We start from the raw sequence: 16,197 nt of genomic DNA, 5'->3' as shown, positions 1-16,197 counted from the left end.
CGGGGCGCAACCAACTCCCAAGAAGATTGCGAGAGTTTGCAGCATCTCGATTGACGGGCCCAAATGCCTGGTCGACGATCGGCTTGTCACGCAAACCCGCGCAAGGCAGCGGACTGGAGAGCAACCATGAAGTTACGATTCCTCGGTAAGAACTCCACTCCCGGAGACAGCCCCACCCTGTACGCCAGCGACCGGGACAGCTACGTCGTTCAAGGCTGGAAGATCTACGCCCAAGACTTGCTGATGAAGCTCGACTTGCCGGAAGGTCATACCGCAGTCGAGGTGCCGACCGAACTGTTCGAGTACCTGACCAAAGACGGCCTGCCATCCGGCGAGATCAAGAACTTCGAGGCGCCGATCATGCTCATCACAGAGCAAGGCACATGCATCGTGCAGGGGCCGAAGATGCGAGACACCGAGGCCTTGGGCCAGATGCGGTTGCCTGACTACGAGGACTGCATCGAGGTCCCCACGTCCTCGATCACTGCACTGCTGAAGGAGAACAGTGGACCTGATCACCAGCGCCCAGCGTGACGAGCTGTTCAAAAGCTTCGAGCGCGACGCATTCCATCTGGAACTGAGGGACGACTACGGATCGCCGATCGAAGACACACCCTATGCACGATGGCTGAGGGGCGATTCCGACGACTACGCGTGGCTCGCCCCGTGGAAGACGCTCATGCAGCGGGTGACTGGCGGGGGCAAGACCGTGCGTCGGGTCCGGGTGGTCACGGAGCCGCACTCCCGATACGTCGAATGGGAGAATTCGCTGACCCACCTCAACATCGAGGCCGGCGAAGACATCCGCTGGCTACCTCGGCACATGGTCCCGGAAGGCGTCTCGTACCCCGTAGCGGGCAATGACTGGTGGCTGTACGACGACCGCCTGCTCGCAGTCGGCCACTTCGACCCGGAGGGTCGAGTTCTGGGATCAGAGATCATCGAGGATCGCGACACCGTGGCCGAATGCGTTCGACTTCGGGATCTACTCTGGTCCGTAGCCACCCCGCACACCGAGTACAAGCCCTGACTCATCGGTGAGCACCAACGCACAGGAAGCACGCGAGGCGTTGGGTGCCCGGCTTCGCTCGACCCGCAAGGATGCAGGGTTCGCAAGCGGCCGGGCATTCGCCCATGCCACTGGGTGGCAGGAATCCAAGGTCTCCCGCATCGAACTCGGCCGACAGGCCGCCAGCGAAGACGACATTCGCATCTGGTGCGAAAAGACCAACACCCAGGACCAGGCCACCGACTTGATCGCCACGGTCCGACATATCGATGAGCTGTGGCTGGAATGGCGTCGACAACTCTCCACCGGGGCTGAGAAGCGCCAGAGAAAGGCTCTGCCGGTCTACGCCAGAACCAAAGTATTTCGCATCTGGCACCCCACTCTCATCTGGGGGACGCTTCAGACAGCGGAGTACGCTGCGGAAACGTTCAAACAGGTCGTGGAGTTCTATGAAATCCCAGATGATTCCGAGGCTGCCACGGCCAAGAGGTTGGAGCGACAGCGATATCTCACCCAAGGCAACCGGATCTTCAACGTACTGCTCGCCGAGCAGGCTCTCTACTCAAATTTCGGTGGCCCTGAGGTAATGAAGGGACAGCTCGACCGGCTTCTCGCAGTGATGGGCCTTCCACGGCTGAGTCTGGGGCTAGTGCCGCGGTCTTCACCCCTGAGCATCTGGCCTGGTAATTCATTCTCAATGTTCGACAACAAACTCGTTCTCGTCGAGACCTACTCTGCCGAGTTCTCGGTCACCCAGCCTCGGGAGGTCGAGCTCTACGCCAAGGCCTTCGCCTCATTGAAGCAGTCAGCCGTTTACGGAAGAGCGGCAAGGGAGCTGATCCTCGCCGCGATCCAACATTTCGACCGATTTTAGGAGGCAAGAATGCCTGAAGCACCGATCTGGCACACCAGTACGTACACCACTCATGACAACTGCGTCGAGGTTTCCGACAACCAACCCGCCGCGGTCATGGTCCGGGACAGCAAGAACCGAGAGCGGGCCACTTTGCTGATTCCACCTGAATCCTGGTCCGCCTTCGTGGAATTCAGCAAGAGACACGGCTTCTCGTCAACCCTCAACCATTAGCCTCGATTGTTCATGAGTCCTCGTCGGTTCGCTGGCGGGGGCTCTGTGCGTGCGGGGTGCGGGTTTTATCGAGGCGGGGCAGGCTGATGGCCCGGTTGTCGCGTCGGGTGGGCGCCGGGTTCCACTCCCGGGGTGGTCGTGCGGGTTGTTGGGACGGGTGAATTTACTGGTCAGCCGGGGTTCGGTAGGGCCTGGAGCCGGTCCATGGCGCTGGTGATCACGGATGTCCAGGGCCATCGGGCGGCCAGGCGGAGCCAGCGGCGGCGGCCGGTGTTCACGAGCTGGGCGGCGGCGGAAAACAAGCGGAGGCGGAGGCGCTTCGGCTCCCAGCGGCGGGTTTCGCCTGTCAGGGCGAGCATCGGCATCCAGGCGAGGAGGTCGAGCGCGAGGGAGAGGATCTCCAGCCAGATCCGGTTCTGGGCTGTGTCGTGCAGGGGCAGGTTGCGCAGGCCGGTGTCGCGGGCGTTTCGGATGCGGTCCTCGCAGCGGGCCCGCCTGCGGTGACGCAGTTCGAGGTCGGCGAGCTGGCCGTCCTTTGTGTTGGTCGCGAAGCAGGTCAGCCGCAGCCCGTCAACGTCGGTGAAGCGCAACTGGGCGCCGGGGTGTGGCCGTTCCTTGCGGACGATCAGCCGCATGCCCTTGGGCCAGGTGCTCAGGTCGGGCATGTCGGTGATCTCTGCGACCCAGGCGCCGGGCCGTTCGGTGCCGTCGGAGTCGTAGGCCGGTGTCCAGGTCCGTTTCGGGATCTTCAGCACAGCCTGGTGGATGGCGTCGGTGATGGTCATTCCGACCGAGTAGGACAGCCACCGGCCGCGGCGGGAGAGCCAGTCGAGGAAGGCGTGGGTGCCGCCGGCGGAGTCGGTGCGGACCAGCGTCTGCCGGCCCCGCCGCAGGTGTTTGGGCAGTTGGGCCAGAGCGAGTTGGGTGGTTTCGATGTGATCGCTCGCGGTGTTGGAGCCTGCGTTGCCAGGCCGCAGCAGCGCGGCCACCGGTTCCCCGGAACCGGCCTGGCCGTGGTCGACGAACGCAACGAGCGGATGGTGGCCGAAGGTCTTTTTCCAGGTCGCGGTGGCGTCCTGCTTCTCGGAGTGCGCAAGCACCAGCACGCCGTCGATGTCCACGATCACGCTGTCACCGGCAGCCGGACTGTCTTCACCGGCCAACTCCCAGACCCGCGTGCGTACTTCGGCTCGCGCCGCGCGGATCGCGGTGAGCGCCTTCGGCCCGGCTGCGGCGAGGGCGTCGACGAGGCGGGAGACCGTGGGGTCGGATGCTACCGGGCCGAACGCGTCGGGCTGGGCCCGCAGCATGGCGACATCGGCGAGGCAGTCCCCGCCCAGAGCCGTCGCGAGTGCGATATCCAGCAGGACCTTGCCCGGGTCGTGCACCGTCCGCGGCTTGCGCCACGGCGCCAGCGCCGCCGATATCGCGCCGTCCAGCCCGGACTTGCGGACCGTCTCGACCAGCAGCACTGCCCCGGCCTGCGAGACCGCCCCGCTGCCGCCGCCCCCGACGCGGACACGCGGGTACAACCCGATACGCTTGCTCACCTGGAGAGTGCTTCTTTCCGTGCAGCTGACAGGACCCTAGACAAGTCCCATCGTTGCAGGTCAGAAGCACTCTCCGCTTATTTGATCAAGCCATGGGCGAGCACGCTCATGAAAGCACGAGGTTAGCCGCCAGTGGCACTGTAGCCGTCAGCCTTCGCCCGGTAGAGCCGTCGGTGTTGCGTTGATCCTTGCGAAGCGTTCTCGCCATGGCAGGGGCTCGGGCTCCGGTGCGGGGGCTTCGGAGTACATGGTGTTCGCTGCGATCAGGCGGCACGGGGTGCATTCCGTCTCGTCCAGCAGGGGGCGGAAGTTGTGTGTCTTGCCTGGGCCCTGGCATTCGATCAGTTCGCGGGGGCGTGCGGGCTCGAAGGATTGGGGGGTCGTCCGGGCTTCGGGGAGTTTTTGGGCGAGGCGGTAGCGGAGGAAGCCGACTGCTGAGCGCACGCCTTCTTTCGGGCGTTCGGCGAGCAGGGCCTGGCGCAGGTCGGACTCGCTCAGGCCGCGCTCCAGCCACTTGACCGCGTCGACGGCCAGCTTGGCGGCCTCGCGTACGCCCAGGTGCAGTTCGCGGCGGGAGTGGCGCAGGGAGAGCAGGACGCGTTCGGCGCGGGCCAGTTGGGTTGGGTCCGCCGTTGCGGCCGGGCGCTCCGGCTCGGAGGGTTCGGAGGGCTCGGAGGGTGGGTGGGGAGTGGTTTTATCACTGTGGTCTTCTACCGGTTCATAGCCACCGGCCGTCCGGGGAGCCGGTTCGCCGACCGTCGGAGAGTGCGTACTCGGTGGCATGGCGGCGGGGGAAGGGGTTGGTGGAGTTCCTCGTACGTGGGTCGCCTGCTCACTCGTCAGCGCGGTGTTCGCGACCAGTTGCTCGGTGATCCAGCGGCCGCCGTCGGCCTGGCTGCGCCACTCGTGCACGTACCCGTTCTCGACCAGTTGCTGTTTCGCCTTCTGGTACGCGCGGCCCTTGATGCCCAACTTCTGGGCCAGTTCGCTCAACGGCTTGAAGGTGGTGGTGTCGGGTAGGCCCTGGACGTACAGGAGCAGGATCTTCGCGTCACTGCTCAGACGCGGGTGGCGGACGACATCGTGTGATGCCTTCGTATAGCGCGCGGACGGCGCGATAGCATGACGCAGCATTTCCGGTGGCCTCGCAGTTCCACTGGTGGTGTAGGCCCTCGGGTTGGTGTTGGCGCACCGCCGGGGGCCGCCCTATGTGCGCGTGAACACACAGAGCGTGATGATTTCGTCACCGTACCGCATCTTCCTCATCTGCCGCCACGCGTACGGGACTTCATCCCCGGCGCCGGTCAGGCCAGCCAGAGTTCGCCGTGGCGGTGGTTCGGCGGTGGGATGTCGACCGTGTCCGCCGCTTCGAGGGCCAGCTCCCCGGTGGGGGTGTTCACCAGGCGTCGGAGGACGCCCGCGCGTGCGCGGAGGCGTTGGCGGGCCCGGCGTTCCGCCAGGGTGGCGGCGCGCGCGAGGCCACGGTCGCGGTTGTGGCGGGGGAAGCAGTAGACATCCACCCGGCGGCGGACGCCCTGCGGCCAGGGTCTGCGAGCCTCGGCTGCCGCCTCGGCGAGGCTTCGGGCGCTGTACCGGAGGTCGCGCAGGATCACGGAGTGCCAGGGGCTACCCGGGCTGTCGCCGTAGCTCTTCCTGGCCTGCGCAGGGGGGAGGTGGTGGGCAGTGCGCGTCATGGGGCTCCGAACGATGGGAGCCGCCGGGGATCTCCCGGCGGGCTACCTGAAGCCCGCCGGTCCCGTCGCACGCCTGTTTCTCACCCGGGGGACCCTAGCCGCATTGACCTGGACGGTGTGATTTGACTTGGCACTACATATCGCGAAAGCTAGATACGTAACGTCGAGAGACTGTGGAAGGGTGGAGCGATGGATCCGCTGGCCGTACACAAGGCGCTCGCCAATCCCGCGCGCCTGCAGTTCATGCAGTGGCTGAGGGAGCCGGAGAAGCATTTCGACGAGGACTCCTACCGGCAGCAGGGGCTCGGCTTCCATATCGGTGTGTGCGTCGGCGACATCCAGAAGCGGTCCGGGCTGGCACAGTCGGTGGTGTCCGGCTACCTGCAGACCCTGAAGGACGCCGGGCTGCTCACCTCGGAACGCATCGGCAAGTGGACGTACTACCGGCGCAACGAGCCGGTGATCGCCGAGTTCGCCGCACACGTCCGCGACGAGTTGTAGCTCGCCCTCCCCCTGTACGGCGTCGAGCCCTGATCCAATGTATCTACTTTTCTAGATTTGATGAAAGGTGCTGATCGTTCCGATGAGAAAGATCTCCCTCACCGTCCTGGTGCTCGCCCTGGGCGTGTTCGGGATCATCACCACCGAGATGGGCATGGTCGGTGTGCTGCCCCAGGTCTCGGCCGAACTCGGTGTCACACCGTCCGCCGCCGGCTGGCTCGTCGGGGTGTTCGCCCTGGTCATCGCGGTGTCCGGACCATTCACCACGCTGCTCGCCTCCGGTGTCGACCGCAAGAAGGTGCTCGCCGCCGCAATCGCGGTGTTCGCCGTCTCCAACGCCGTCTACGCGCTCACCACGCAGTACGAGGTGATGCTCGCGTTCCGCGTCGTTCCCGCCCTCTTCCATCCCGTGTTCTTCGCGGTCGCGCTCGCCACCGCCGCACGGCTGGTACCTGCGAAGGACGCGACCCGGGCCACGACGACCGTGTTCGCCGGAGTCACCGTCGGCTTCGCGTTCGGTGTGCCGCTGACCTCGTACCTCGCCGAGCATCTGTCACTCGCTTCGGCCTTCTGGTTCGGCGCGCTCGTCAACCTGATCGCCTTCCTGGGCATCCTGCGGTTCGTACCGTCGATGCCCGTCGGCCAACGCGTCTCGTACGGCACTCAGCTGAAGGTCCTCAAGCGGCCGCAGATGTGGCTGACCATTGCCTCCATCGTTCTCGTCTTCGCGGCGATGTTCTCGGTCTACGGCTACTTCGCCGAGTACCTGGGGCAGGTCACGCACATGGACGGTACGTGGGTCAGCGCCATGCTGATGGCGTTCGGCATCGTGATGATCCTCGGGAACTTCGCCTTCGGCAGCCTGTTGCGACGCAACCTCGTCCGCACCGTCGTCGCCTACCCGGCGCTGTGCCTGCTGGTCTACGTCCTTCTGTACGCCGTCGGGCCGATGCTCGCGCCGATGGTTCTGACGGTCCTGGTCTGGGGTGCCGTGCATTCGGGCGGGCTCATCGTGAGCCAGAGCTGGCTGGGGCGGGACGCGAGCGACGCACCCGAGTTCGGCAACAGCCTCTTCATCTCGTTCTCCAACCTCGGCATCACCGTCGGCACCGCGGTCGGCGGCTGGGTCCTGGCCGAGTACGGAGCTCGTCAACTTGCTTGGGCCGGGGCGGGGTTCGCGGTCGCTGCGCTGATCGTGATGGGTTTGCGGCTGCAGTGGGAACGCGTCGGGGAGCGGCGGGTGGCGCCGGACGACCAGGGCTCGCTCGCGGCCGGGGAGGTCGGGGTCTGAGAGGCGAGGCGACAGAGGCAGGGACAGGGGCAGGGGCAGCAGATCGGCACTTCGGGCGCCACCGGCAGCGTGACCGGTGCGCATCCGCGCTGGAACGTCGTGGACTGCGACTGCCGGCTCAGCCGCGAGATCCCCAACACCCTGGAGAACGGCACCAGTTGCTCCACCTCCTCCGTGCCGGTGAGCCGGAACGGCTGACGGCCCCGGCCCCGGCCCCACCCACGCTCTCCGCTCCCTGCTCCCCGCTCCCGCTTTCTGCGTCCCTCGTCCCCCGCTCCTGCCGGGGGACGAGGGACGCGTTCGTTCCTCACGGGCCGCGCCGCGTCGTTCAGGCCGCGTGGGATGCCGCCAAAAGAGTGCCTCCCGCGCCATCTCCTGGGCGCGATGCCAGGTCTTTCGGAAGACTGACGGTTGGTGCCGGCGGTGTCCCTTGAACGGTTCACAGCGAGAGGCGATTTCCGGCCACAACACAACACCCCTTACCCTGCGATACATCGGTCACCAACGGTCGGCCGGGACAGAAGGGCGACAACATGACCTCCGAGACCAACACACTGGTCACCATCGATGCCACAACTACCTTGCTGGAGGCGGAACTTCCTCGCCTGGAGCAGCACCAGCAGACCCTGGAGAAGGAGCTCGCGACCGTCACTGAACGCCTGGAGTCGGTGCGGACCGCTCTGACGGCACTGCGTACGCTGTCGGCCGCCCCCGCTCCCGCTCCGGCACCCTCCGCGAGCGCGAGCGCGGTGGCGGAGACGGTGGCAGACGTGACGGAGTCGGGTGAGGCCGACGCCGCCAAGGCCGGGGCGGCGAGCGTTCCCGCTCCCAAGATCCCGCAGCAGGCGCAGGACTCCATCGACTCCACCGACCAGGTGGAGGCCCCGCAGGAGCAGGCGGCGGCCCCCGCGCGCCGGGCCGCCCGCAAGGCGCCCGCTGCGCCCAAGGGCCGCAAGCAGGCCGCCGCCAAGCCGCGGGCCCAGCGCGGCCAGGCCAAGAAGGCCGTCGCCGCCAAGCCCGCCGAGGAGGTCAAGGACGCCAAGGACGGCAAGGACGCGGAGTCCGCCGCGCCCGCCAAGGCGACCAAGACGGTCAAGGACAGCAAGCCCGCCGCACCGGCGAAGGCAGCCAAGGCGACCAAGGCCGCCAAGCCCGCGAAGGCCAGGGCGCCGAAGAAGGCCGCGACCTCCGCGACCGCCGCACCGGCCGTCGACGACAGCGGCAGCCTCACCGAGCTGGCCATGAAGGTGCTCGCGGCATCCGGCGACACCCCCGTCCGGGCCCGTGACGTGACGAAGGCCCTGGGTCGCGAGCTCACCCCCAACGGCATCAACACCGTTCGCAGCACCCTCGACCGACTCGTCGCCACCTCCCGGGCCCACCGCGCCGGCCGGGGCCTCTACCAGGCACCCGCGAACTGACCTCTGTCACAAGGGAGTTCGTTCGATGCCCGGTTCCGCCACCTCGGCGGCACCGGGCATCCGTTCGATGCGGCCGGGCGCCGGTCGGTAGGTTGCCCGCATGCCTTCATCGCTGCGCCTGGAAAAGGTCACCTCGGACAACGTCGAGGCCGCCTGCCAACTGAACGTACGCCCTGACCAGGACGGGCTCGTGAAGCCGGTCGCCTGGTCGTTGGCTCAGGCCTACGCAACCCCCGACATCGCCTGGCCCCGGCTGGTCTTCGACGGCGAGCAGCTCGTCGGCTTCGTCATGGCCTTCTTCGATGTCCGGTTCTACCCGGACGACCCGAACGACAACAGGCTGCGCTCCGGCCTCTGGCGGCTTAACATCGCCGCCGATCAGCAGGGGCAGGGATACGGCCGCTTCGCCGTGGAGGCGGTGTGCGAGGAGATCCGGCGACGGGGGCAGACGCGTGCGACCGTGAGCTGGGTCCCCGGTGAGCACGGGCCCGAGCAGTTCTACTTCAGGCTCGGGTTCCGGCTGACCGGGGAGACGAGCGGGAATCAGGTCGTCGGTGAGCTGGAGCTCGACGACGCGTAAGGGCGTGACGTGCAGTGCCGTGGCCGGAAACGATCAGTGGGGCGGCGGACGGTACGGCGGTGGGACCGCGCCCGGTCACCCGATGTGGGCTGCGATGATCCGCGCGCACTCCATGGACTCGCTCCGCGTCGTGTCCACCTCGATGTCGTACGTCACGCCCTCGTGGACCACGTCCGCCTGTGCGGCCGCCATCCCGGGGACGCGGTCACCCCGCGCGATCTCACGGGCTGCGGCGACGGCGCTCTCGCACCGGACGCCCACCCACAGCACCGGAAGCCCGCCGAGCGCCTTCTGCCACCGCTGCTGGGAGGCCGCGCCGCCGAGGAAGACCTCGTCGACGATGACCCCGGCTCCCGCACGGGCCATCGTGACGACCCCCTCGATCCAAGCCGTCTCCAGCGTACGGAACTCGGGGCCGACGATCACCTCGCCGTCCGGAGCGAACTCGATGCCCGCGTCCGACGCACGCATGGACGCGGGCATCGCCTCAACCAGTGTGTCCACCCCGAAGGTCAGCCACGGATCCGGCAACACCGCCTGAAGACACCGGGCGATCCCGGACTTCCCTGAGCTGGAGCCACCGTTGAGCACGATCATCTGCGTCTTCACCGGGCCACACTAGGACCTGACAGCGAGCCGGTGCAGTAGTACGGCAGCGGGGGCCGACGCGGACTCGTCGGCTCGCCCGCCCCTCGGCGGTCAACGTGGTGGGACCGGCCCATGACCCACTTGGCCGTCGGCAGAACCGATTCAGCAGCTCCCGTCCGGGTGACGGAACCCCACATTCGACAGTGGCCGCAGGTCGACAGCACAGACTTGGGCCGTTTCCGATCCCCCGCACAAGGAGTTCCCTTCATGCGTCTTCGTTCCACCGTTGCTGCCGCCCTCGGCGCCCTCGCGCTCATTGTCGCCGTGCCGACCTCGGCCGGCGCGGCCACCGGAGACTTCACGTACACCTACTCCGGCCTCGACGGCTCGCCGCAGGTCGGCTTCCTCGTCGACCCGCCGAGCCGGGTGTGCATCACCCTGCCCGAGGTGGCCGACCCCGCTTCGTCGAACCCCGCCCACACTCCGTGGAACTTCACCGACTCCAGCGCGACGGTCTTCGCCGGCGCCGACTGCGAAGGCCCCTACTTCACTCTCCGGCCCCATGGCGGCCACGCCTCCGAGCGGCTGAAGCTCCGCTCGGTCGTCTTCAGCTGATCCCGCCGCACCACCCGACCACCACCCCGGTACGAGCCCGCCCCGCGCCCGTGCCGGGGTGGCGTCATGCGTGGTGTCGCATGCGGGAATGAGGTTCGGTCGTCGCAGGTTGACCGGGCATGTCGACTCCCCCCGTGATCCTCCTGCTGTCCGGGAGCCTGCGCAGCGGCTCCTCCAACGAGACCGTGCTGCGCACCGCGCGGGCCGTGGCGCCCGCGGAGGTACGGACCGTTCTCTACGGCGGCCTCGCGGCGCTCCCGCACTTCAACCCGGATGACGATGCCGATCCGCTGCCGGGTCCGGTGGCGGAGCTGCGTACGGCGATCGACGAGGCGGATGCCGTTCTGGTCTGCACGCCGGAGTACGCGGGGACCCTGCCAGGGGCGTTCAAGAACCTGCTGGACTGGACGGTCGGCGGTACCGAGATCTGCGACAAGCCGACCGCCTGGGTGAACGCCGCGGCTCCCGGCCGCGGCCAGGGCGCCGCGGCCACGCTGCGTACGGTGCTCGGCTATACCGGTGCGGACATCGTGGAGCCGGCCTGCGTACGGATCTCCGTGGACCGGAACGCGGTCGGCCCGGACGGGGTCATCACCGATCCGGGCGCCCGTGAGCAGCTCGGGCAGGTGCTCACGCTGCTCACGGAACGGGCCGCGGAGGTCGAGCGGGACAGGTAGAGGTCAGACCTCCAGCGTCCGCCGCAGTGCCTCGGCGAACTCCTCGGGCCGGCCCAGGAAGCCTCCGTGGTCGCCGGTGAACTCGACCGGCGGCGTGCCGAGCAGCTCGGCCAGGGCGACGGACGTCCGGTAGGTGACCAGGCCTCCCGAGTCGGCGCCGACCCCGACGACGACGCGCGTCGGGGCGACGGTCAGCGCGGCGATGTCGGGCACAAAGCAGGCGGTGCCCCGCAGGTCGTGGCCGACGGCCCGCAGCCGGCGGTCGGGGCCGCGGTCGCGGTGCCGTTGCGGTGACAGTGGTGGGACTCCGGCCGCCGGGGAAACTCATCGCCCGCCCACGGCTCGACGACGGGACAGCCGCTGACAGAATGGGCGAAATGGCAACACCTCCTGAACCCTCGCCCGATGCCCGGACCGAGCCCTGGCCCGACCCCTGGCCGTACGGCGAGCCCCTTCACCCCGACCTCCTCGCGGCGAAGGCGCTGGTCTACGACCCGAGCGGATTCGTGTGCACGCGACCGGTGCCCGAAGCGGAGAGCGCCGAGTACGGGGCACACTCCTTCACCGTGGACGGCTCCGCCGTCAGGTTCCGGGTGGCCCGGACCACCCCGACGAAGGCCGGCCAGTTCGTGACGGTGTGGAAGCGGTCCGCGGAGGGCCCGATCCGGCCCTACGACTCCGGGGACCCGGTCGACCTCTTCGTCATCAGCACCCGCGACGCCGACGGCTTCGGGCAGTTCGTGTTCCCCCGTGACGTGCTCTGCGAGCGGAACATCGTGTCGAGGAACGGTTCCGGCGGGAAGCGCGCGTTCCGCGTCTATCCGCCGTGGGTGACGACACCCAATCGCCAGGCCGGCCGTACGCAGGAGTGGCAGGTGGAGTACTTCCTGCCGGTCCGCGAGGGCGAGGCGGCCGACCCGGTCCGGTGCCGGGCGCTCTACCGCCCGTGACGGCGCCCGCCGGTCAGCGGTAGTCCTCCGGGTGGCCCTGCATCCAGGTGTGGACGCGGTCGCGGGTGCCTCACCGCCCGGCGGCCCGGCCCTGCCCTGTTCGGCCCCGCCCTGCTCGGTCCGGCCCCGCGTCACCCGTCGATCAAGGACTGCAGCGCGGGCGCGTACAGGTCCGCGAGGTGTTCGGGGGTGGCGTCCGCGCCGGCGCCCTCACGGTGGAGGCTGAGGGTGGCGCCGAGGCCGAGAAGGTGGCCGGCGATCAGCTCGGCGCGCAGGGCGCGTTCGCGGCCGGGGAGGCGGGCGGTGAGGGCGTCGGTGACCTGTTCCTGGAAGCGGTCGCGCAGCAGGGAGCGTTCGTCGCGGTTGCCGAGCGAGAAGACGACGCGCAGCAGTGGGTCGGACTGCAGTTCGCGGCGGCGGCTCACCAGCGTCACCACCATGTGGCGGCCCAGGACACCGAGCGGCGCGTCGAAGAGTTCCGCGGCGGCGGGGCCGAAGTCGGCGACGGTGTTGAAGAGTTCTTCCTTGCGGCCGAAGTACTTGACCACCAGGGACGGGCTCACTCCGGCGTCGGCCGCGATCCCCCTGATGGTGACCTCGGCGTACGGGCGCTGGGTGAACGCCCGGCGGGCCGCGCGCAGGATCGCGTCCCGGCCGGTGCCCGGATCGGCACCGGGCCGGGCCGGGGCCGGTGCGGTGGCCTGGCCGCTGGTCATGCGCCCTCCTGGATCGGCATCGTCCGCACACCGTCCTTCCGGTCGCCCGGGACGTCGCGGTTCCCTTCGACCGTACCCGTCGCGGGTGTGCGGCTGCCCGGCAGGAACAGGGTGACCAGCAGTGCCGCGAGGGCCGCGCCCGCCGCGATCAGGAAGACCAGCTGGTACGCGTGGAGCGTCGGGGCCGTCCGGCCGCCCACCCGGAAGGTGATGTTGGCGAGGACCGCGGCCACCGTCGCGCTGCAGAAGGCCTGTCCGATCGACCGCATCAGTGTGTTGAGGCCGTTGGCCGCGCCCGTCTCGCTCACCGGGACGCCGCGCATGACCAGCGCGGGCAGTGCCGAGTACGCGATGGCCGTGCCCGAGGCGACGACCGTCGCGCCGGCGATGATCAGCCAGAGGTTGTGGCTGGTGAAGTAGCGCACCACGTAACCGGTGGCGATCACCCCGGCCGCCAGCGCCAGGCTGACCTTCGGGCCGTATTTCGCGGAGATCCGCGCCGAGACCGGTGAGAGCGCCACCATCATCACGCCGCCCGGCAGCAGGCAGAGGCCGCTGACGACGAGCGAGGCGCCCAGCCCGTAGCCCGTCTCCTTCGGTTCCTGCACCATCTGCGCGGTGACCAGGGAGTTCGCGTAGAAGGCGAAACCGATCAGCAGGGCGGCGATATTGGTGAACAGCACCGCCGGGCGGGCCGAGACCCGCAGGTCGACCATGGGCGACGCCACCCGGAGCTCGTACGCGCCCCAGAACAGCGCCACGACGACGGCCGCCGCCAGCAGACCGACCGTCCGGGCCGAGGTCCAGCCCCAGTCGGCGCCCTGGGTGACCGCGAGCAGCAGACAGACCAGGGCCCCGGACAGGCCCAGCGCGCCGAGGGCGTCGAAGCGGCCACGGGTGCGCAGCGGCGATTCCGGTACGCACCACAGCACCAGCACGATGTCGATGACGCCGATCGCGCCCGAGACCCAGAACATCGTGTGCCAGTCGAAGTTCTCGACGACGAGGGCCGCGACCGGCAGCCCGACCGCCGCGCCGATGCCGAGCGTCGAGCTCATCAGCGCCACGGCGGACAGCACCCGCTCGGGCGGGAGTTCGTCGCGCAGGATGCTCATGCCCAGCGGCAGGACGGCGAGCGCCGCACCCTGCAGGGCGCGGCCGGTGATCAGCACCCCGATGTGGGAACTGACCGCGCACAGGACCGAACCCACCACCAGCACCATGAGCGAGGCGACGAGCACCCGCCGCTTGCCGTACATGTCACCGACCCGGCCCAGGACGGGCGTGAAGACGGCGCCGGTGAGCAGGGTGACGGTGACCAGCCAGCTCGCGGCGGCCGGGCTCGCACCGGTGAGGGCCGGGATGTGCGGGAGCAGCGGGACGACGATCGTCTGCATCACCGCGACCACGACACCGCAGAACGCCAGTACACCGACGGCGAAGCGGGGGTGCGGGGCCTCTTCGGAGACGGTGGTCGAGGCAGGCGTCGGGGCAGGTATGTCCGCGGGCATGGCTCTCCGTACGGTGCTCGGCGGCAAGGGCGTCGTGCGGGGCGCGAGGGTGCGGCGCGGGGGTGCACGCGTGTTCACCCCCAGGGTAAACGCTTGTGCACCCCCTCGGCGACCGGAATCCCCGGCGTCGCGTTAGCCTCGAAGACCCGGGCTCCGGGCCCGGACAACACGGACGAGAAGGCGAAGGTGGCTGCGATGGCGAAGGTTCCGGCAGCGGCGGTGGCGGCGAGCGGGCTGGTCGGCGGGTACGCCGTGGCGCGGTGGACCAGGAAGCGGCCGCTGGGCGGGGTCGCCCTCGCCGCCGCGGGCACCGTCGCCGCGTACGAGTGGAACAGGCAGGCCGGGCCGCGCGCGGCCGTCGGGCTGACCACGGCGTACGTCGCCGCGTTCGCCGGTTCGCACCCGCTGGCCAAGAAGGTCGGCGCCTGGCCCGCCGTCTTCGCCGTGGCGGGCAGCATGGCCGCCGCGTCGTGGGCGGTCACCCGCCGGGCCGCCTGAAGCACGTACGGGCGTACGGGCGTACGAAAAGGGGCGGGGGCTCCTGGAAACCATCCGGAGCCCCCGCCCCTTTCCGCTCCGTCCGCTCCGGCCGGGCGCCCCTACGCCCCCAGCGCCCACGACACCGTGTAGATCAGCAGCCCTGCCAGGGCGCCCACCACCGTGCCGTTGATCCGGATGAACTGCAGGTCGCGGCCGATGTGCGCCTCGATCTTCTTCGACGTCTGATCCGCGTCCCAGCTCGCGACCGTGTCACTGATCAGCGAGGTGATCTCCGCGCGGTAGGTCGTGACGACGTAGACCGCCGCGTCCTCCAACCAGCCGTCCAGCTTCGCCTGGAGCCGGTCGTCCGACGCCAGCCGCGCCCCCAGCGCCATCAGTGAGGCCCGCGCCCGCAGCCGCAGCTCACTCTGCTCGTCCTCCGCCGCCGCGATGATCATCGTGCGTACGGACGACCAGGCCGAGGCGATGACGTCCTGGACCTCACCGCGCCCCAGGATCTCCGACTTCAGCCGCTCGACCCGGGCCCGGGTGTCCGAGTCCGTCTGGAGGTCGGCCGCGAAGTCCGTCAGGAACGTGTCGATCGAAGCGCGCGCCGGGTGTCCCGGCATGTCCCGCATCTCCGTGACGAACCGCAGCAGCTCCTTGTAGACCCGCTCGCCCACCCGCTTGTCGACGAACCGCGGCGTCCAGCCGGGGGCCCCGCCCTGCACCGCGTCCATCACCGAATCGCCGTGCAGCACCAGCCAGTCGTGGGCACGTACGCAGATCAGGTCCACCACCTTGCGGTGGCCCCCGTCGGCAACGATCTTCTCCAGCATCTTGCCGAGACCCGGCCCGATCTCCGCCGCGTTGGCCCGCCGGGTGATCGCCTCAGCCACCACGGCCTGCACATCGGAATCCCGCAACACCCTCAGCGCACCGCGCAACGCGGTCGACAGCTCGGCGGTGACCCGGTCCGCGTGGTCCGGCTCGGCCAGCCAGGCACCGAGGCGGCGGCCGACACCGAGCGCGTGGATCCGGCCCCGTACGACATCGCCGGAGAGAAAATTCTCGCCGACGAAGGAACCCAGAGAGGCTCCGAGCTGGTCCTTCTTGGTGGGGATAATGGCGGTGTGCGGGATCGGCAGGCCGAGCGGACGCTTGAACAGCGCCGTGACGGCGAACCAGTCGGCCAGCGCACCCACCATCCCCGCCTCGGCGGCCGCGGCGACGAAGCCCGGCCAGCCGCCCACACCCGCGTTCTTCGCCCAGGTGGCGAGTACGTACACGAGCGCGACCAGCAGAAGGAGGCCCGTGGCCGTGGTCTTCATCCGGCGCACACCGCGCCGCTTCTCCTCGTCGGCCGCGGTGTACGCGAACGAGGCGAGCGGAGCAGGGCGGCCACCGGGTACGGGACGGGGCGCACCCGCCGCCTGCTCCCCGGCACTCTCCTGCTGCCGCGCACCCGGTTCCCCGGGGCCGGTCCGATCGATCCGTTCCATCCGCTCCACCCGTCCGCGTACGCCT

Annotated in this window: 21 protein-coding genes; 13 read left to right on the top strand and 8 right to left on the bottom strand. The window is 69.1% G+C overall.

The window, feature by feature from the left end; translation table 11 throughout:
• Positions 1–126: 126 nt before the first annotated feature.
• From OG520_RS25765 to OG520_RS25750, 4 genes are read left to right on the top strand one after another with little or no spacing between them, the layout of a single operon-like run.
• A complete protein-coding gene (locus tag OG520_RS25765; RefSeq protein ID WP_406014759.1) occupies positions 127–534 on the top strand; it encodes a hypothetical protein in 408 nt (135 codons plus the stop codon).
• Positions 506–1,030 (top strand): DUF6879 family protein, encoded by a 525-nt coding sequence (locus OG520_RS25760; RefSeq protein WP_406014758.1) that lies wholly within the window; start codon positions 506–508, stop codon positions 1,028–1,030. The genes OG520_RS25765 and OG520_RS25760 overlap by 29 nt, the downstream gene beginning before the upstream one ends.
• Before the next feature lie 7 nt (positions 1,031–1,037).
• The gene (locus OG520_RS25755) at positions 1,038–1,883 is read left to right on the top strand and encodes a helix-turn-helix domain-containing protein (RefSeq protein WP_406014757.1); all 846 of its coding nucleotides are present in this window, start codon (positions 1,038–1,040) and stop codon (positions 1,881–1,883) included.
• 9 nt (positions 1,884–1,892) lie between these two features.
• Positions 1,893–2,096 (top strand): DUF397 domain-containing protein, encoded by a 204-nt coding sequence (locus OG520_RS25750; protein WP_406014756.1) that lies wholly within the window; start codon positions 1,893–1,895, stop codon positions 2,094–2,096.
• 170 nt (positions 2,097–2,266) lie between these two features.
• Here the strand turns inward: OG520_RS25750 and OG520_RS25745 are convergent, their stop codons facing one another.
• From OG520_RS25745 to OG520_RS25735, 3 genes are all read right to left on the bottom strand, one after another.
• Positions 2,267–3,646 (bottom strand): IS1380 family transposase, encoded by a 1,380-nt coding sequence (locus tag OG520_RS25745; protein ID WP_406014755.1) that lies wholly within the window; start codon positions 3,644–3,646, stop codon positions 2,267–2,269.
• 147 nt (positions 3,647–3,793) lie between these two features.
• Entirely contained in the window at positions 3,794–4,780 is a 987-nt protein-coding gene (locus OG520_RS25740; protein WP_406014754.1) for a hypothetical protein, read from the bottom strand.
• 170 nt (positions 4,781–4,950) lie between these two features.
• Positions 4,951–5,340 carry a hypothetical protein gene (locus OG520_RS25735; RefSeq protein ID WP_406014753.1) on the bottom strand — a complete coding sequence of 130 codons (390 nt, stop codon included), beginning with the start codon at positions 5,338–5,340 and terminating at the stop codon, positions 4,951–4,953.
• A 189-nt stretch (positions 5,341–5,529) separates the two neighbouring features.
• Between OG520_RS25735 and OG520_RS25730 the strand changes: the two genes are divergently transcribed.
• From OG520_RS25730 to OG520_RS25710, 5 genes are all read left to right on the top strand, one after another.
• A complete protein-coding gene (locus OG520_RS25730; protein WP_399329624.1) occupies positions 5,530–5,841 on the top strand; it encodes an ArsR/SmtB family transcription factor in 312 nt (103 codons plus the stop codon).
• 82 nt (positions 5,842–5,923) lie between these two features.
• Positions 5,924–7,132 carry an MFS transporter gene (locus OG520_RS25725; RefSeq protein WP_406014752.1) on the top strand — a complete coding sequence of 403 codons (1,209 nt, stop codon included), beginning with the start codon at positions 5,924–5,926 and terminating at the stop codon, positions 7,130–7,132.
• Positions 7,133–7,201: 69 nt separating this feature from the next.
• Entirely contained in the window at positions 7,202–7,330 is a 129-nt protein-coding gene (locus tag OG520_RS25720; protein WP_406014751.1) for a hypothetical protein, read from the top strand.
• Positions 7,331–7,665: 335 nt separating this feature from the next.
• Positions 7,666–8,553 (top strand): hypothetical protein, encoded by an 888-nt coding sequence (locus OG520_RS25715; protein WP_406014750.1) that lies wholly within the window; start codon positions 7,666–7,668, stop codon positions 8,551–8,553.
• Positions 8,554–8,653: 100 nt separating this feature from the next.
• Positions 8,654–9,133, top strand: coding sequence for a GNAT family N-acetyltransferase (locus OG520_RS25710; RefSeq protein WP_406014749.1), 480 nt, complete (start codon positions 8,654–8,656; stop codon positions 9,131–9,133).
• 75 nt (positions 9,134–9,208) lie between these two features.
• Here the strand turns inward: OG520_RS25710 and cpt are convergent, their stop codons facing one another.
• The gene (gene cpt / locus OG520_RS25705) at positions 9,209–9,730 is read right to left on the bottom strand and encodes a chloramphenicol phosphotransferase CPT (RefSeq protein WP_406016565.1); all 522 of its coding nucleotides are present in this window, start codon (positions 9,728–9,730) and stop codon (positions 9,209–9,211) included.
• A gap of 258 nt (positions 9,731–9,988) precedes the next feature.
• Here cpt and OG520_RS25700 point away from each other — a divergent pair, with 258 nt between their 5' ends.
• Both OG520_RS25700 and OG520_RS25695 read left to right on the top strand, forming a co-directional pair.
• Entirely contained in the window at positions 9,989–10,336 is a 348-nt protein-coding gene (locus tag OG520_RS25700) for a hypothetical protein (RefSeq protein WP_406014748.1), read from the top strand.
• A gap of 119 nt (positions 10,337–10,455) precedes the next feature.
• Positions 10,456–11,013: an NADPH-dependent FMN reductase gene (locus OG520_RS25695; RefSeq protein WP_406014747.1), complete on the top strand. Its 558-nt coding sequence runs from the start codon at positions 10,456–10,458 to the stop codon at positions 11,011–11,013.
• A 3-nt stretch (positions 11,014–11,016) separates the two neighbouring features.
• Here OG520_RS25695 and OG520_RS25690 read toward each other — a convergent pair whose 3' ends face one another.
• Positions 11,017–11,226: a hypothetical protein gene (locus tag OG520_RS25690; protein WP_406014746.1), complete on the bottom strand. Its 210-nt coding sequence runs from the start codon at positions 11,224–11,226 to the stop codon at positions 11,017–11,019.
• Positions 11,227–11,390: 164 nt separating this feature from the next.
• On the opposite strand from OG520_RS25690, the gene OG520_RS25685 reads away from it, so the two are divergent.
• Entirely contained in the window at positions 11,391–11,963 is a 573-nt protein-coding gene (locus tag OG520_RS25685; RefSeq protein ID WP_406014745.1) for a MepB family protein, read from the top strand.
• A gap of 131 nt (positions 11,964–12,094) precedes the next feature.
• Here the strand turns inward: OG520_RS25685 and OG520_RS25680 are convergent, their stop codons facing one another.
• Entirely contained in the window at positions 12,095–12,679 is a 585-nt protein-coding gene (locus tag OG520_RS25680) for a TetR family transcriptional regulator (RefSeq protein WP_406014744.1), read from the bottom strand.
• The gene (locus OG520_RS25675) at positions 12,676–14,190 is read right to left on the bottom strand and encodes an MFS transporter (protein ID WP_406014743.1); all 1,515 of its coding nucleotides are present in this window, start codon (positions 14,188–14,190) and stop codon (positions 12,676–12,678) included. Before OG520_RS25675 ends, OG520_RS25680 begins: the two co-directional genes overlap by 4 nt.
• A gap of 195 nt (positions 14,191–14,385) precedes the next feature.
• Between OG520_RS25675 and OG520_RS25670 the strand changes: the two genes are divergently transcribed.
• Positions 14,386–14,688 (top strand): hypothetical protein, encoded by a 303-nt coding sequence (locus OG520_RS25670; RefSeq protein WP_259935065.1) that lies wholly within the window; start codon positions 14,386–14,388, stop codon positions 14,686–14,688.
• Between the two features lie 101 nt (positions 14,689–14,789).
• Here the strand turns inward: OG520_RS25670 and OG520_RS25665 are convergent, their stop codons facing one another.
• Positions 14,790–16,172 carry a DUF445 domain-containing protein gene (locus tag OG520_RS25665; protein WP_406014742.1) on the bottom strand — a complete coding sequence of 461 codons (1,383 nt, stop codon included), beginning with the start codon at positions 16,170–16,172 and terminating at the stop codon, positions 14,790–14,792.
• Between the last annotated feature and the right edge of the window lie 25 nt (positions 16,173–16,197).

Source organism: Streptomyces sp. NBC_00984 (assembly GCF_045162475.1).
GTDB lineage: Bacteria > Actinomycetota > Actinomycetes > Streptomycetales > Streptomycetaceae > Streptomyces.
This window is presented reverse-complemented; position numbering and strand designations above follow the sequence as displayed.

What these genes read in the sequence shown, in the direction of transcription:
- OG520_RS25765 (WP_406014759.1), top strand. Translation starts at nt 127, where the DNA reads ATGAAGTTACGATTCCTCGGTAAGAACTCCACTCCCGGAGACAGCCCC.
- OG520_RS25750 (WP_406014756.1), top strand. Translation starts at nt 1,893, where the DNA reads ATGCCTGAAGCACCGATCTGGCACACCAGTACGTACACCACTCATGAC.
- OG520_RS25740 (WP_406014754.1), bottom strand. Translation starts at nt 4,780, where the DNA reads ATGCTGCGTCATGCTATCGCGCCGTCCGCGCGCTATACGAAGGCATCA.
- OG520_RS25735 (WP_406014753.1), bottom strand. Translation starts at nt 5,340, where the DNA reads ATGACGCGCACTGCCCACCACCTCCCCCCTGCGCAGGCCAGGAAGAGC.
- OG520_RS25730 (WP_399329624.1), top strand. Translation starts at nt 5,530, where the DNA reads ATGGATCCGCTGGCCGTACACAAGGCGCTCGCCAATCCCGCGCGCCTG.
- OG520_RS25725 (WP_406014752.1), top strand. Translation starts at nt 5,924, where the DNA reads ATGAGAAAGATCTCCCTCACCGTCCTGGTGCTCGCCCTGGGCGTGTTC.
- OG520_RS25715 (WP_406014750.1), top strand. Translation starts at nt 7,666, where the DNA reads ATGACCTCCGAGACCAACACACTGGTCACCATCGATGCCACAACTACC.
- OG520_RS25710 (WP_406014749.1), top strand. Translation starts at nt 8,654, where the DNA reads ATGCCTTCATCGCTGCGCCTGGAAAAGGTCACCTCGGACAACGTCGAG.
- cpt (WP_406016565.1), bottom strand. Translation starts at nt 9,730, where the DNA reads ATGATCGTGCTCAACGGTGGCTCCAGCTCAGGGAAGTCCGGGATCGCC.
- OG520_RS25700 (WP_406014748.1), top strand. Translation starts at nt 9,989, where the DNA reads ATGCGTCTTCGTTCCACCGTTGCTGCCGCCCTCGGCGCCCTCGCGCTC.
- OG520_RS25695 (WP_406014747.1), top strand. Translation starts at nt 10,456, where the DNA reads ATGTCGACTCCCCCCGTGATCCTCCTGCTGTCCGGGAGCCTGCGCAGC.
- OG520_RS25685 (WP_406014745.1), top strand. Translation starts at nt 11,391, where the DNA reads ATGGCAACACCTCCTGAACCCTCGCCCGATGCCCGGACCGAGCCCTGG.
- OG520_RS25680 (WP_406014744.1), bottom strand. Translation starts at nt 12,679, where the DNA reads ATGACCAGCGGCCAGGCCACCGCACCGGCCCCGGCCCGGCCCGGTGCC.
- OG520_RS25675 (WP_406014743.1), bottom strand. Translation starts at nt 14,190, where the DNA reads ATGCCCGCGGACATACCTGCCCCGACGCCTGCCTCGACCACCGTCTCC.
- OG520_RS25670 (WP_259935065.1), top strand. Translation starts at nt 14,386, where the DNA reads ATGGCGAAGGTTCCGGCAGCGGCGGTGGCGGCGAGCGGGCTGGTCGGC.
- OG520_RS25665 (WP_406014742.1), bottom strand. Translation starts at nt 16,172, where the DNA reads ATGGAACGGATCGATCGGACCGGCCCCGGGGAACCGGGTGCGCGGCAG.